Annotated in this window: 13 protein-coding genes; 3 read left to right on the top strand and 10 right to left on the bottom strand. The window is 70.1% G+C overall.

Translation table 11 applies throughout. The features are described from left to right. Positions 1-3 precede the first annotated feature (3 nt). On the top strand, positions 4-1,008 hold the full coding sequence (locus BLU77_RS03575) for an ABC transporter substrate-binding protein (RefSeq protein WP_089771724.1): 1,005 nt from the start codon (positions 4-6) through the stop codon (positions 1,006-1,008). A 61-nt stretch (positions 1,009-1,069) separates the two neighbouring features. On the opposite strand, the gene BLU77_RS03580 is transcribed toward BLU77_RS03575, so the two are convergent. The 8 genes from BLU77_RS03580 to BLU77_RS03615 form a co-directional block, all read right to left on the bottom strand. Then, positions 1,070-2,041 (bottom strand): phosphotriesterase family protein, encoded by a 972-nt coding sequence (locus BLU77_RS03580; protein WP_089771725.1) that lies wholly within the window; start codon positions 2,039-2,041, stop codon positions 1,070-1,072. A 4-nt stretch (positions 2,042-2,045) separates the two neighbouring features. Beyond that, complete coding sequence (locus tag BLU77_RS03585; RefSeq protein ID WP_089771726.1) at positions 2,046-2,963, bottom strand: hypothetical protein; 918 nt, start codon at positions 2,961-2,963, stop codon at positions 2,046-2,048. Next, a complete protein-coding gene (locus BLU77_RS03590; protein ID WP_089771727.1) occupies positions 2,963-3,958 on the bottom strand; it encodes an NAD(P)-dependent oxidoreductase in 996 nt (331 codons plus the stop codon). Before BLU77_RS03590 ends, BLU77_RS03585 begins: the two co-directional genes overlap by 1 nt. Further along, positions 3,958-5,448, bottom strand: a complete 1,491-nt coding sequence (xylB, locus tag BLU77_RS03595) for a xylulokinase (RefSeq protein WP_089771728.1) — start codon at positions 5,446-5,448, stop codon at positions 3,958-3,960. Before xylB ends, BLU77_RS03590 begins: the two co-directional genes overlap by 1 nt. Before the next feature lies 1 nt (position 5,449). After that, a complete protein-coding gene (locus BLU77_RS03600; RefSeq protein ID WP_245708651.1) occupies positions 5,450-5,926 on the bottom strand; it encodes a glucose-6-phosphate isomerase family protein in 477 nt (158 codons plus the stop codon). A gap of 180 nt (positions 5,927-6,106) precedes the next feature. Further along, the gene (locus BLU77_RS03605; RefSeq protein WP_089771729.1) at positions 6,107-6,892 is read right to left on the bottom strand and encodes a GntR family transcriptional regulator; all 786 of its coding nucleotides are present in this window, start codon (positions 6,890-6,892) and stop codon (positions 6,107-6,109) included. Next, positions 6,892-7,296 carry a D-ribose pyranase gene (rbsD, locus tag BLU77_RS03610; protein ID WP_089771730.1) on the bottom strand — a complete coding sequence of 135 codons (405 nt, stop codon included), beginning with the start codon at positions 7,294-7,296 and terminating at the stop codon, positions 6,892-6,894. The genes BLU77_RS03605 and rbsD overlap by 1 nt, the downstream gene beginning before the upstream one ends. After that, on the bottom strand, positions 7,296-8,252 hold the full coding sequence (locus BLU77_RS03615; protein ID WP_089771731.1) for a ribokinase: 957 nt from the start codon (positions 8,250-8,252) through the stop codon (positions 7,296-7,298). Before BLU77_RS03615 ends, rbsD begins: the two co-directional genes overlap by 1 nt. A gap of 109 nt (positions 8,253-8,361) precedes the next feature. Between BLU77_RS03615 and BLU77_RS03620 the strand changes: the two genes are divergently transcribed. Then, positions 8,362-9,012 carry a transaldolase family protein gene (locus tag BLU77_RS03620; protein WP_175476928.1) on the top strand — a complete coding sequence of 217 codons (651 nt, stop codon included), beginning with the start codon at positions 8,362-8,364 and terminating at the stop codon, positions 9,010-9,012. Between the two features lie 7 nt (positions 9,013-9,019). On the opposite strand, the gene pepN is transcribed toward BLU77_RS03620, so the two are convergent. Further along, positions 9,020-11,599, bottom strand: coding sequence for an aminopeptidase N (pepN, locus tag BLU77_RS03625; RefSeq protein ID WP_089771732.1), 2,580 nt, complete (start codon positions 11,597-11,599; stop codon positions 9,020-9,022). Between the two features lie 119 nt (positions 11,600-11,718). On the opposite strand from pepN, the gene BLU77_RS03630 reads away from it, so the two are divergent. Beyond that, complete coding sequence (locus tag BLU77_RS03630; RefSeq protein WP_089771733.1) at positions 11,719-12,051, top strand: cupin domain-containing protein; 333 nt, start codon at positions 11,719-11,721, stop codon at positions 12,049-12,051. Here BLU77_RS03630 and BLU77_RS03635 read toward each other — a convergent pair. Further along, positions 12,023-12,616 (bottom strand): GNAT family N-acetyltransferase, encoded by a 594-nt coding sequence (locus BLU77_RS03635; protein ID WP_089771734.1) that lies wholly within the window; start codon positions 12,614-12,616, stop codon positions 12,023-12,025. The genes BLU77_RS03630 and BLU77_RS03635 overlap by 29 nt on opposite strands. Positions 12,617-12,680: the final 64 nt, after the last annotated feature.

Below are 12,680 nucleotides of genomic sequence, written 5' to 3' on the forward strand. Positions count from 1 at the left end.
TGTATGAAACTGACCAGGAAGAAGTTCGGCGTCGCCGCAGCTTTGGCTGCCGCGCTGGCCGTCGCGGGCTGCTCCGACAGCGGTGACGGTGGCACCACCGACGGCGGTGACGGAGGCGGTGACGCCGGAGGAGACGCCCTGCAGATCGCGCTCGTCTCGAAGGGCTTCCAGCACCAGTTCTGGCAGGCCGTCGAGCAGGGCGCCCAGGAGGCCGCCGACGAGCTCGACGTGGAAGTGACCTTCGAGGGACCGGCCGCCGAGACCGAGGTGGACGCTCAGCTGCAGATGCTGCAGGCTGCTATCGACCGGAGTCCGGACGCGATCGGCTATGCCGCTCTCGACCCGGAGGCGTGCGTGCCGTTGTACGAGGCGGCCGAAGCCGCCGAGATCCCGGTGGTCGAGTTCGACGCTGGCTGCGACAGTGACTACGGGCAGAACCTGGCCGCCACCGATGGTGTGGCCGCCGGCGCTATCGCCGCCGAGCACATGGCCGAGATCATCGGCGGTGAAGGGCAGGTCGGCATCGTCGGTCACAGCCAGATCAACTCCACCGGTGTCGAGCGCCGAGACGGGTTCGTCAACGAGATCGAGGAGAACTGGCCCGACATCGAGATCGTCGACATCCAGTACGGCGACGGTGACCACCTGCGTTCCTCCGACATCGCCAAGGCGATGATCGCGGCGAACCCGGACATCGCGGGCCTGTACGGCACCAACGAGGGCTCGGCGATCGGCATCGTGAACGCCGTCAACGAGCTCGGTCTGGCACCCGGGGAGATCACCATCGTCGGCTTCGACTCCGGCTCCGCCCAGGTGGGCGCGATCGAGAGCGGTGTGATGGCGGGTGCCATCACCCAGGACCCGATCGGCATCGGCCGCACCGTGGTGGAGAACGCCGTGGCCGCGATCAACGGGGAAGAGCTCGAGGAGTTCACCGACACCGGTTCCTACTGGTACGACTCCTCCAACCTGGAGGACCCGGAGATCGCCCCGCTGCTGTACGAGTGAGGGTGAGCTGAGGCACCACGAGCGCCAGCCCTCCGCGACCCGATCGCGGAGGGCTGGCGCTTCAGTGTGCCCAGGTGAGGAGCTCGCGCGGGTTCTGCACCAGGATCTGGTGCACCGCATCCGCGCCGATGCGTGCTTCCAGGCGTGGCAGATACCGACGGCCGAGGTAGGCGAGACCGGGCATCCCGCCGTAGGCCAGGTAGCGGGAGGCCCGCGCCACATCTGCGCCGAGCACGATCCGCGTGCCCCCAGCGGCGAGCACTGCCTCGGTGAGGTCGATCAGGGCCGCGTCACTGTGGTTGCGCGCACGGGCCGCGCCGTCATAGCCCAGATATGCCCCGCGCGCGATCAGCTCGACGTGCAATCCCGGATCGAGCAGCCGGTCCGCGTGCGCGAGCATCACCCGGTACGGGGCCACCCCGCACCGCACGAGCAGGTCGAGCAGCTCGTGCGCAGCAGTGCAGTGCTCCAGATGCACCATCACCGGCGCGCCCGTCTCGCGGTGCACTTCTCCCGCGGCCTCCAGGGTGCTCCGCTCGAATCCGGAGATGCTCCAGTACCCGATCCCGCACTTGATCAGCCCGGCCCGTACGTCGGCCCCCTGCGGGCCGACGGCCCGCTCGGTGGGGTGGGTGACGTCGTCGGAGATCGGCATCGCTTCGGTGAGGTCGCGCCGGAACAGGGCGGTACGCTTGGCGACGCTCACCGTGTGCATGGGGTGACCGGCAGGGTAGTGCGCCTCGCGGTGCACCCCGGTGGAGGCCACCACGGTGAGCCCGACGGCAGCGCTGATCCGAGCCACGTCGGCGGGCCGCCGGCCCAGGCCGATCGGGGTCGCGTCGATCATCGCGGTGAAGCCGCTCTCGACCAGGTCGGCTGCTTCGGCCTGGGACAGCTCCGGATCGTCCAGGTCGTCCCCGGGCAGCAGCGGTGAGACCTGGAACAGGTGCTCGTGCGTGTTCGTCGCGCCGAGCGTGGCCGGGTCGACGTCGCCCAGCACGGTACGGATGGTTCCGGCGGTCCCGTTCGTCATGGCCTCAGCGTGCCTCGTGCGCCGCCCGGGAGAGCTCGGCCACCAGCTCCGGCGTCATCGGCACGCCGAAGACCTCACCGATCACCTGGGTCCAGCCGTGGATGAAGTAGCGCCACCCGTCCACCACCGTCAATGCCCGGGTTTCCTCCTGGGCCTGCGCCTGGGCGAGGAACTCGAGGCTGCCGCGGTAGTTGAACTCCCACACGGAACCACCCTCGGGGAAGGCAGCGCCGTCCGGGACCGGTGAGCCGGGCCGATCCTTGCCCAACCCGGAGGCGTTCACCACCAGGCTCCCGGGCGCGGCGGAGGCGAGCACGGTCGCCGTCGTCTCCGCCGACGCGACCCGCAGGTCCAGCAGGTCGCCCGGGGTACCGCGGGTGGCGTGCACCTGAGCCAGGTGCTCCAGACGTTCGGCACTGGTGTCGGTCACCACGATGCGGCGTGGAGCGTCGCTGCGCTCGGCCAGGGCCCAGGTCAGCGCCAGGCCGGCGCCTCCGGCGCCCAGCACGACGGCGTCCCGCACTGAGGAGAAGCCGTCACCCGGCCAGAACTCCTCCAGGGCGAGCCGCGCGGTCAGCGGGTCCTTGGCGTGCCCGAGCAGCTGTCCGTCTCGCTTGGAGATGCTCGAGATCTCCCCGCACGCCCGGGCGAAGTCGTCGAGGTCGTCGAACAGGTCGGCAGCGGCTGCGTGCAGGCGTACCTTGTGCGTGGTCACCAGGGCGCCGAGATGACCGGGGTCCGCGGCGATCTCGGTCACCAATTCCCGGTACGCCTGGATGGAGGCGTCCATCGGCAGGTCGTGGCCCTCGAGATGGCGGGTGGGCAGGCCCAGCAGGTCCGCCCACACCGGGAAGATCCGCATGATCGACGACTCCGCCGTGGAGACGCCCACGAAGCCCATGTGTCCGGACGTGCTGGTCATCACCTGCTCCGTTCTGTGTGCCCCTCGTCGGGGTCGAAGGTGTTGAGGGGGTGCGGCGGGACCGTGCCGGTCAGCACAGCGAGGGTGTTGTCGACGGCCATCGTGCCCATCGCGTCCACGGCCTCGACGGTCTGGGCGCCCACGTGGGCCGTGACGGTCACCTGGTTCGCGAGTGCGGGGTCCAGCAGGGGCGAGGCGGTCGCGGCGGTGTCTCCCACGAGGGAGTCCGCGGCGTAGGCGCGCACCCGCCCGTCCCGCAGGGCCGCGGCGAGGGCGGGCTCATCCACCAGGTCGGCCCTGGCCGTGTTCACCAGCACCATCGGCCCGGGCACCGTAGCCAGCCACGCGGCGTCGACCAGGGTCTGACCGCCAGGAGCGTGCAGTGAGAGCACGTCGCACCGGGTGGCCATCTCCTCGAACGTGCAGGACTGCGCATCAGCGCTGGTCAGTTCATTGAGGTCGCTGTCGGTGAGGAATGGGTCGACGACGAGCACTCGGGAGCCGAAACCGCTGAGCCGGTCGGCCACACCGCGGCCGATCCGGCCGAAGCCGACGATCCCGACCGTCGCGGTGCCCAGTTGGCTGCCGCGGTCGGTCCGCCAGTCCCCGCCCCGCACCCGTCGGTCGCTCGCCGCGGTTCCCCGCAGAGCCGCGAGCATGAGACCGACGGCATGGTCGGCCACGGCGGCGGAGTTCGCGCCCGGGGTGTTGGTGACCGTGATCCCGCGTGCAGTGGCCGCTTCGATATCCACCGACTCCGCACCGACGCCATAACGCGCCACCACGCGCAGGTGCGGGGCGGCATCCAGGTGCGCGGCGGTGACGGGGCCGGTGCCGGCGATCCACGCGTCCGCGTGGGCGAGGTGGCCGGTGAGGGCGTCCAGGTCGTGGTCGCTACCGGCGCGGACGATCCGGTGCCCGGCGGCGGTGAGCTCGTCCGCAAGGGCACGGTTCCCGGAGCCGAAGGACCGGCTGGTGACGAGGATGGTTGCCATCAGCGTGCTTCCTTTCCCCACGGGGCCAGCTGCGCGTAGGCGGCCTCGAACCTGCCCAGGCGCTCGCGGTACTCGCCGTGTCGGGTCCCGTGCGGCGTGAACTCCGCGGTCACCGTGGACAGCCTCGCGGCGACGTCGAAGTCGTCGGCCAGGCCGAGCCCGACGGCACCGACCACAGCGGCGCCAAGGCTGTTCGCCTCTTCCACCACGGTGTGTCGACGTACCGGCACGCCCCACACGTCGGCCAGGATCTGCAACCAGGTATCGCTCGCCGCGCCGCCCCCGACAGCGTCGATGCTCTCGATCGTGGCACCGGCGGTGCGGAACGCCTCGAGGCACACGGCGAGGTTGAACGCGACTCCTTCGAGCACAGCGCGCACCAGGTGCTCCCGGCCGTGGTGGCGACCCAGGCCGATGAAGGCACCGCGCGCGTCCGGGTCCCAGCGCGGGGAGCGTTCGCCGAGCAGGTAGGGCAGGAAGTACAGGTCACCGGTGGGGTGGGAGGTATCGGCGGCGGCGACCAGGTCGGTCAGCGTCCGCCCCGACGGGGTGGGGGAGAGCACCTCGTTGATCCACTGCACCGATGCGCCGGCCGATTGCATGGTGGCGGTGGGCACGTACCGGCCCGGCACCACGTGGTCGAAGGTGAAGGTACGCATGCTCGGGTCGAGCACGGGCGTGTCGGCGGCGAACGAGATCCAGCTGGACGTGCCCAGGCATACGTACGCGCCGTCGTCGGGCCCGCACACTGCGGCACCGACGGCGGCGATCGGACCGTCACCTCCGCCCATCACCACCCGGGTGCCGGCCGGCAAGCCGGTCGCGGTCGCGGCCGAGGCGGTGAGCGTGCCCACGACCTCGGTCGAGGACACGATCTCGGGGAAGAGTGCGGCGTCCAGACCGGCTGCCTCGAGCACTGCGGCCGACCAGGTGCCGGCACGCTGGTCGTAGGCGTTCGTCGCGGACGCGTCGCTGGGGTCAGTGGCCAACCGTCCGGTGAGGCGATGCACCACGAAGTCCTTCGCCACACAGAAATGACGGACCCGGGCGAAGACGTCCGGCTCGTTGTCGCGCACCCACATCACCTTCGCGACCGAGTAGGTCGGGTTCAGGCGATGCCCGAGCAGCGCGTAGGCCTCCTGAGCGCCGATCCGCTCGATGAGCTGGTCGGTCTGCGCACCCGCCCTCGTGTCGGCCCAGATGATCGCCGGGCGGACGGGCTCGTACTGCTCGTCCAGCAGCACGGCGCCCATCATCTGGCCGCTCACCACGAGCCCGCTGATGGCGTCCGGCGCCGTGCCGGTGGACGTCAGCAGGGACCGGGTTGCCTCGACGACGGCGCGCTCCCAGTCCCGGGGGTCCTGCTCCGCCAGCCCGCCCTCGCCGAAGTGTGCGGGGTAGCCGACGGTGACGCTGCTGAGCATCCGACCGTCGTCGGCGTGCAGGGATGCCTTATTGCCGGTGGTGCCGAGGTCGTGCGCGATGAGCATGTCAGCCGCCGTAGGGCCGCAACTCGAAGGCATCGCCGGTGCGGTAGGCGCGCGCGCCCATCCCGTGCTCCAGCACCCAGCCATAATCATGCCCGGCGCTGCCCGGGTAGACCGCGAGGAAAGAGTAGGCATCGTCGCCGACGTTGACCGAGCGGTGCGCCCAGCCCGGTGGGATGTAACCGATGGTGCCCGGGGTCATGTCGAGCCACCGGTGCTCGTCGCCGTCGAACATCAGCAGCCCGCCGGTGCCGTGCAGGGCTAGATAGATCTCGCCTTGCGGGTCCGGGTGTTGGTGCCCCTTGGTCATCCACAGCTCGCCACCGGTGGCACCGGCGGAGATCGTGGTGATCGACTGCGGCAGCTCCCGCGGCGTCTCCGGAACCGGTGAGGACTGCACCCGGTACACCACCGGGTCGCCGTCGGCAACGGCTGCCTCCCAGGCGGCGTGGTCGAGGAACAGGCCCTCCAGGTCACTCATCCGCCGTTCCAGGGTCGGACCCTCGGGGTCAGCGTGGCGGCGTCATGGTCGAAGGTGATGGCGAACGGGGCCAGCGGGGTGGGGGCGAAATCAGGCACGGGGGCTCCTCGCAATGGTGACGTGCTCGTCGTCGAGCGGCTCCTGTCACCGTACCTGTAATTACAGGCTGTTGCTAGCGTTTCAGTGCGTTCCGGAGGTGTGCAAGATCGTGCTGCGCGGCTCGCTGGCCCGCAGCTCGAACTCGAAGCGGCTGCGATCACCGCGGTGCAGGGCACGGAAGTACTCGATCGGCCGCCCGGCTGCGTCGAATGTCACCGAGCCCAGGCTGAGCACCGCCTTGCTCGGGCCGGTGCCGAGCAGCTGCCCCTCACGCGCGTCCGTGACCGTCGCCTCGACGGACCGGACTCCCGACGTGGGGCGCACGCCGCGCTCGCCGAGGGCGGCGTACAGGGACGATTCGGTGAAGTCGACCTCGGCGACCAGTTCACCGATGGATTCGGGCATCCAGGTGATGGTCAACGACCACGGCTCATCATCGACGAAGCGCAACCGCTCGAGCACCACCACGGGGGTACCGGGGGCGCACAGCAGATGGTCGGCCACATCGGTATCGGCGGGCACGGTCTCCAGGCGCAGCACTCGGCTGCGCACCTGGCCGCCACGTGCGGTGACCTCCTCGTGCAGACCGGTGAGCCGATGGGCCAGGGCCTCCGCGGTTTTGCCCCGTGCCACGAAGGTGCCCTTGCCCTTCACCCGGGTGATCATGCCGTCGTGCTCGAGCTGGCCGAGAGCCTGGCGCACGACCGTGCGCGACACGCCGTACATCTCGCACATCTGCATCTCGCCGGGCAGCCGGTCACCGGGACCGAGGGACTCGGAGTCGATGGTGGCCAGGATCGCGCGACGGAGCTGGTCGTACATCGGCAGGGCGGACTCACGGGTGATGGCTGAGCTGCGGTCACTCATCAGTAGTCGACTCCGGCGATCAGGGCCACGTTCGCGTATGGCGTGTACTCGCCGGTCCGGACGAACGCGCGCGCCCCGGTCGAGCGCTGTTTGTACTGCACGTGCGGGATCAGTTGGACCTCGATGCCGTGCGGGTCCAACCGGTCCTGGACGGCGCGCAGCATCTGCGGGCTCACCTCGGCCACCTCGGCAGGCATCACTGCCCCTTCGATGACAATCTCGGCGAGGATCACGTCCAGCACGTCCAGGAACGGAGGCTGGCCTTGGCGGTAGGCGAGGTCGACCCGTTCCGCACGGGGTGGGATCGGCAGCCCGGCGTCGGCGACGAACAGTTCGTCGGTGTGGCCCAGCTCGGAGATGATCCGGCTCAGCTGCGGGTGGATGGTGGTGCGGCTCTTGCGCATCAGATCTCCCTGTTCTGTCGGTCCAGGAGGGCGTCGACCTCGCTCGCCGCCGGCAGGCTGGGTGAGGCGCCGCGCTTGGTGACGGCCAGAGCGCCGGCCGCGGCCGCTCGTCGGATTGCAGTGTCCCGGTCGTGTCCTGCCGCGATCGCCGCCGCGAGGTGCCCCGCGAATGCGTCGCCGGCAGCGGTGGTGTCCACCACCTCCACCCGGATCGGTGGGTGCAGGCGGGTCTCGTCGGCGCTCACCAGGACGCTTCCGGCGCCGGCGAGGGTGATCAGGGCGGCGCCGACCCCACGGTCGACGAACCATCGCCCGGCAGCTTCGGCGGACTCAGGGCCATTGACCTCGATGCCGGTGAGGAGGGCGGCCTCGGTCTCGTTCGGTGTCACCAGGTTGACCAATGGCCAGATGTCCTCGGGCAGTGGTTGTGCGGGAGCAGGATCGAGCACCACGGTCAGGCCCTCGGCGTGCGCGCGCCGGATGGCGTGCAGGGTCAGCGCGATCGGTATCTCCAGCTGGGTCAGCAGCACGGCACTGCTGGCGGCGTGCTCGGTGAAGGCCTGGTCGATCTGCGCGGTGTCCAGGGCGGCGTTCGCCAGCGGAACCATCACGATGTCGTTCTCACCCGAGGCGTCCACCCGGATGTGCGCCACCCCGGTCTGGCCCGGGACGGAGCGGACGTGGCTGATGTCCACGCCGGCGTCCCGTAGACCGTCGGTGACCAGGTGCTGGAACAGGTCCGAGCCGACGCATCCGACCATCCGTGCGGCCGCCCCGGCGCGGCCGGCAGCCACGGCCTGATTCGCACCCTTGCCCCCCAGGACCAAGGTGAACGCATCGCCGAGGAAAGTCTCCCCAGGGCGTGGCAGTCTGCTGGAGAAGGTCGTGACGTCCGCCGTGATCGAGCCGACGATGAGCACACCGCCCTGGGCCGCCGGTGTCGGGTTCTCGGTCATCTGGCTCCTCGCGGGATGGTCGTCGTTGACTGGGGCATGCACCTGTCATTACATTACCCGGGCCTGGCCCCATCCCCCACCCCGTCCCCCACCCCGTGAGAGGGAATCCATGAGCGCACCGCGCCTGTACGTCGACTCCGCCGACCCGGAGGCCGCCGCCCCGTTGCTCGCCAGTTCACTGGTGTACGGCGTGACGACGAACCCCACGATCCTCGACCGTGCCGGCCGCACGGCCGGGGAGATCCCCACGCTGTACGAGACCTGGGCCGCTGCCGGTGCGCGGGAGATCTACTTCCAGGCCTGGGGTGGCGCCGAGGACCTGCTTGAGCAACGTGCTCGGGACATCCTCGCCCTGGGGGACTTGGCCGTGGTGAAGGTACCCGCCACCCGGGCGGGCTTCGCCGTCGGGGCCCGTTTGGCGCGGGAGGGCGCACCGGTGCTGCTGACCGCGGTGACCACCCCCGCGCAGGCGCTGGCCGCCGTCAGTGTGGGCATCCGATACCTGGCGGCCTACCTGGGCCGGATGCGGGACGCGGGTTTCGACGCGCTCACCGAGATCGCCCGGATGCAGGCCATCTGCGCCGGCACCGACACGAACGTGCTCGCGGCCAGCCTGCGCACCCCCGAGGACGCGGTCGCGCTCGCGGAGGCAGGGGTGCCGTACGTGACCGCGGCGCCGGAGATCCTCTGGGGCATGCTCGACCACGAGGCTACCGACGCCGCGGCAGCCGCCTTCGAGGCGGCCGATTCCGTCCAGTAGCGGCAGTTCAGCCGGCCGCGCGATCGGCCTCCTGGGCCGTCAGGGCCCGTCGCGCCGAGTCCCGGTTCTCCACGATCAGCCTGCGCAACGCGGGTGCGCGGTCGCCGAGCTCGGCCAGGAAGGCATCGGTCCGGGCGAGGAGATCCACCCCGGTGGAGCCGTCGATGTCAGCCAGGCGGGCCGGGTACAGGCCGATCACGATGTTCTGCGCGATCTCGTTCGTGCGCTCGGCCCAGATCGTCTCGATCGAGGCGAAGTAGCGCTCCACGAACGGGGCGAGCAGGGCACGTCCTGACGCGCCCACCCGGCTGAAGCCGCCGATCAGTGCACCCTGCACCGCGTTCGGCAGCTCACCGTCCTCCACGACTGACGCCCACACGGCCTCCTTGGCCTCCGCCGTCGGCAAGGACGCACGAGCAGCGGCTGCGGCGCGCCGGCCGGCCGCAGTGGAGTCGCGCTGCTCCTCGGCGGCGATCTCTTCCGCACCCGCACCGCCGGCCGCGGCAAGGCCTCCGAGGAGGTCCCACCGCAGGTCGGTGTCCACGGTCAGCCCGGCCAGGGTTCGCTCGCCGGAGAGCAAACCGCGCAGCACGTCCTGGTGCGCGGCGGTGCTCGCCCGTGCGGCGAACGCCTTCACGAGCTGAAGCTGACTGTCCGAGTCCGGCGCGGCCTGCTCCACGAGGGCCCAGAGCCGGTCCGCCACGTCGGAGCCGACCCGTTCCTGAGCGGCAGGGTCGGTGTAGAAGGACACGGCGGTGCCGAGCTGGCGCAACAGCACCAGCAGCACGGTGGAGTCGGTTTCGGCGCCGATGTTCTCGAGCACCAGGTCGATGAACCGGCGTGCCGGCCACTCGCCGTCGCGCGTCATGTCCCACGCGGCGCTGAGCACCAGCGCCCGGGGGAGAGAGTCGGTGAAGGACCTCAGGTGCGCGGTCGCCGTCGCCAGGGACTCGGGGTCCAGCCGGATCTTGGCATAGGCGAGGTCGTCGTCGTTGACCAGGATGAGCTGCGGGCGGAGGATCCCCACGAAGTCCGGGACGGGGGTGACCGCTCCGTCGACGTCCAGCTCGGCCCGGTGGGTCCGGACCAGGGTGCCCTCGGCGTCCACGTTGTAGCCACCGACGGCGATGCGGTGCGGACGCAGCACCGGGTGTGCCTCGGGCGCCTCCTGAGTGATCTGGAAGGAGGTGATCCGTCCCGTGGAGTCGACCTCGACGGCGGGGCGCAGCAGGGTGACGCCGGCCTCCTCGAGCCACAGGGACGACCAGGCGCTCAGGTCTCGTCCGCTGGTCGCCTCCAGCTCCACGAGCAGGTCCCGCAGCTCAGTGTTGCCCCGCGCGTGCTTGCGGAAGTAGCGCTGCACGCCGGCGAGGAACTTCTCCTGCCCCACCCACGCGACGAGCTGCCTCAGCACCGAAGCGCCTTTGGCGTAGGTGATGCCGTCGAAGTTCACCTCCACGTCCTCGAGGTCGTTGATCTCGGCCACGATCGGGTGGGTGGACGGCAGCTGGTCCTGCCGGTACGCCCAGGACTTCTCCAGCGAGTTGAACGTCGTCCATGCCTGCGTCCACCGGGTCGCCTCGGCGGTGGCGAGGGTGGAGGCATACTCGGCGAAAGACTCGTTCAGCCACAGGTCGTTCCACCAGCGCATCGTCACCAGGTCGCCGAACCACATGTGGGCCAGCTCGTGCAGGATCGTCACCGCGCGACGCTCCACCGTCGCCTCGGCCACCTTGGAGCGGAAGACGTAGTTCTCCACGAAGGTGACGCAGCCGGCGTTCTCCATCGCTCCGGCGTTGAACTCGGGGACGAAGAGCTGGTCGTACTTGCCGAACGGGTAGGCCATGTCGAACGCCTGCTCGTAGAAGGCGAACCCGGCGCGGGTGATGTCGAGGATGTTCTCCGCATCAAGATGGTCAGCGAGCGAGGCCCGGCAGAACACGCCCAGCGGAATGGTCCGACCGTCGCGGGAGGTGAGCTCGCCGTCGACCCGGTGGTAGGGCCCGGCGACCAGTGCGGTGACGTAGCAGGGCAGCACTCCGGTGGGGTCGAAGGCCCAGGTCGCTGTGCCGTCGTGGGCTCGGGTCGGCTCGGGAGTGGGGGCGTTCGAGACCACCTGCCAGTGCTCCGGGGCGGTCACCGTGAACTGGAAGGTGGCCTTGAGGTCGGGCTGCTCGAAAACGGCGAACATGCGGCGGGTGTCAGCCACCTCGAACTGGGAGTAGAGGTACACCTCCCCGTCCACCGGGTCCACGAACCGGTGCAGACCTTCACCGGTGTTCATGTAGGCGCAGTCGGCCACGACGCGCAGCGTGTTCTCGCCCGCGAGGTCGGTGAGCTGGATACGGGAGTCGGTGAACACGTGTGCCGGGTCCAGGGCCACCCCGTTGAGCTCGATCTCGTGCACGCCAGGCGCGATCAGGTCGATGAACGTGCTCGCGCCTGGCGTGGCGGTGAAGTGCACCTGTGTGACTGAGCGGTACGTCTGCTCGGAGCCGGTGAGGTCCAGCTGCACCTGGTAGGTGGTGGGCTGCACGACCGCTGCACGATCGGCGGCTTCGCTGCGGGTGAGATTCTCTCCGGGCACGGACGTGGCTCCTTAGATCTGGTGGATCGACGGTGATTCCCGGCGGTGGGCCGTGCGCATGATCCTGCCATCAACACCCGCGACCAGGGGAGCTGCGCCCTGGGCCGTAGGGTGGGCACATGATCGATCAACGGTGGATCTTTCGCGACGATGTCGAGGCGACGGTGGCAGGAGAGGGCGTCACGCGACGGGTGCTCGCCTACGACCAGAACGTGATGTGTGTGGAGAACAGCTTCGAGGCCGGGGCGGTCGGGCCACTGCACCATCACCCGCACACGCAGATCACCTATGTGGTCAGCGGCGTCTTCGAGTTCGAGATCGACGGAGTCGTCAAGACCGTCACCGCTGGCGACTCGATGCTCAAGTCCAGCAACGTCGAGCACGGGTGCGTCTGCCGCGAGGCGGGGGTGCTGCTCGACCTGTTCACCCCGATGCGGGAGGATTTCGTCTGAGCGCGCCCTGATCGGCTGGCGCCCTTGGTGGGAGCGCGGCGTAGAGCACCATGTCGCGACGCACGCCGTTGATCTCCTGGTGTGAGCGGAGCAGACCCTCCCGCAGGTAGCCGGCACGTTCGGCGGTCCGGATGGAGGCGACGTTCCACGGTTCGATGTACAGCTCGATGCGGTGCAGGCCTGGGACGGTCCAGGCAAAGGCGGTCAGAGCGACTAGTGCGTCCGTGGCGTATCCGCGTCCGCGACATTGCGGCGAGATCGCGTAGCCGCCTACGGCCCGGCCGCTGTCGAGGGCTCGCAGAGAGAGGCCGGCATTGCCGACCGCACGATCGGTGTGCCTGTCGGCCACGGCGAACGAGTAGCCCGTCCCTCGCTTGGCCCGAGAGAGCTGGCGTGAGATCCACGCCGCCGCCCCGTCGCCGTCGACCTGAGCGGGCACGGACCCGATGGTGGGGATGTAGGAGTCGGCGGCGAGCTCCGCCACCAGGTGGGCGTCGTTCGCACTCAAGGGGCGCAGCAGGACAGAACCGGCGGAGGGCGCCTCAGACGGCCACGCGAGACTCATCCGCCCATCGTGTCAGCCGCCCGCCGGCCGGCGGAATGTCGGACGCCTGTTCTCGGTTGGCGAC

It is taken from the genome of Ruania alba (assembly GCF_900105765.1).
In the GTDB taxonomy this organism is placed as follows: Bacteria; Actinomycetota; Actinomycetes; order Actinomycetales; family Beutenbergiaceae; genus Ruania; species Ruania alba.

What these genes read in the sequence shown, in the direction of transcription:
- BLU77_RS03575 (WP_089771724.1), top strand. Translation starts at nt 4, where the DNA reads ATGAAACTGACCAGGAAGAAGTTCGGCGTCGCCGCAGCTTTGGCTGCC.
- BLU77_RS03580 (WP_089771725.1), bottom strand. Translation starts at nt 2,041, where the DNA reads ATGACGAACGGGACCGCCGGAACCATCCGTACCGTGCTGGGCGACGTC.
- BLU77_RS03585 (WP_089771726.1), bottom strand. Translation starts at nt 2,963, where the DNA reads ATGACCAGCACGTCCGGACACATGGGCTTCGTGGGCGTCTCCACGGCG.
- BLU77_RS03590 (WP_089771727.1), bottom strand. Translation starts at nt 3,958, where the DNA reads ATGGCAACCATCCTCGTCACCAGCCGGTCCTTCGGCTCCGGGAACCGT.
- xylB (WP_089771728.1), bottom strand. Translation starts at nt 5,448, where the DNA reads ATGCTCATCGCGCACGACCTCGGCACCACCGGCAATAAGGCATCCCTG.
- BLU77_RS03600 (WP_245708651.1), bottom strand. Translation starts at nt 5,926, where the DNA reads ATGAGTGACCTGGAGGGCCTGTTCCTCGACCACGCCGCCTGGGAGGCA.
- BLU77_RS03605 (WP_089771729.1), bottom strand. Translation starts at nt 6,892, where the DNA reads ATGAGTGACCGCAGCTCAGCCATCACCCGTGAGTCCGCCCTGCCGATG.
- rbsD (WP_089771730.1), bottom strand. Translation starts at nt 7,296, where the DNA reads ATGCGCAAGAGCCGCACCACCATCCACCCGCAGCTGAGCCGGATCATC.
- BLU77_RS03615 (WP_089771731.1), bottom strand. Translation starts at nt 8,252, where the DNA reads ATGACCGAGAACCCGACACCGGCGGCCCAGGGCGGTGTGCTCATCGTC.
- BLU77_RS03620 (WP_175476928.1), top strand. Translation starts at nt 8,362, where the DNA reads ATGAGCGCACCGCGCCTGTACGTCGACTCCGCCGACCCGGAGGCCGCC.
- BLU77_RS03630 (WP_089771733.1), top strand. Translation starts at nt 11,719, where the DNA reads ATGATCGATCAACGGTGGATCTTTCGCGACGATGTCGAGGCGACGGTG.
- BLU77_RS03635 (WP_089771734.1), bottom strand. Translation starts at nt 12,616, where the DNA reads ATGAGTCTCGCGTGGCCGTCTGAGGCGCCCTCCGCCGGTTCTGTCCTG.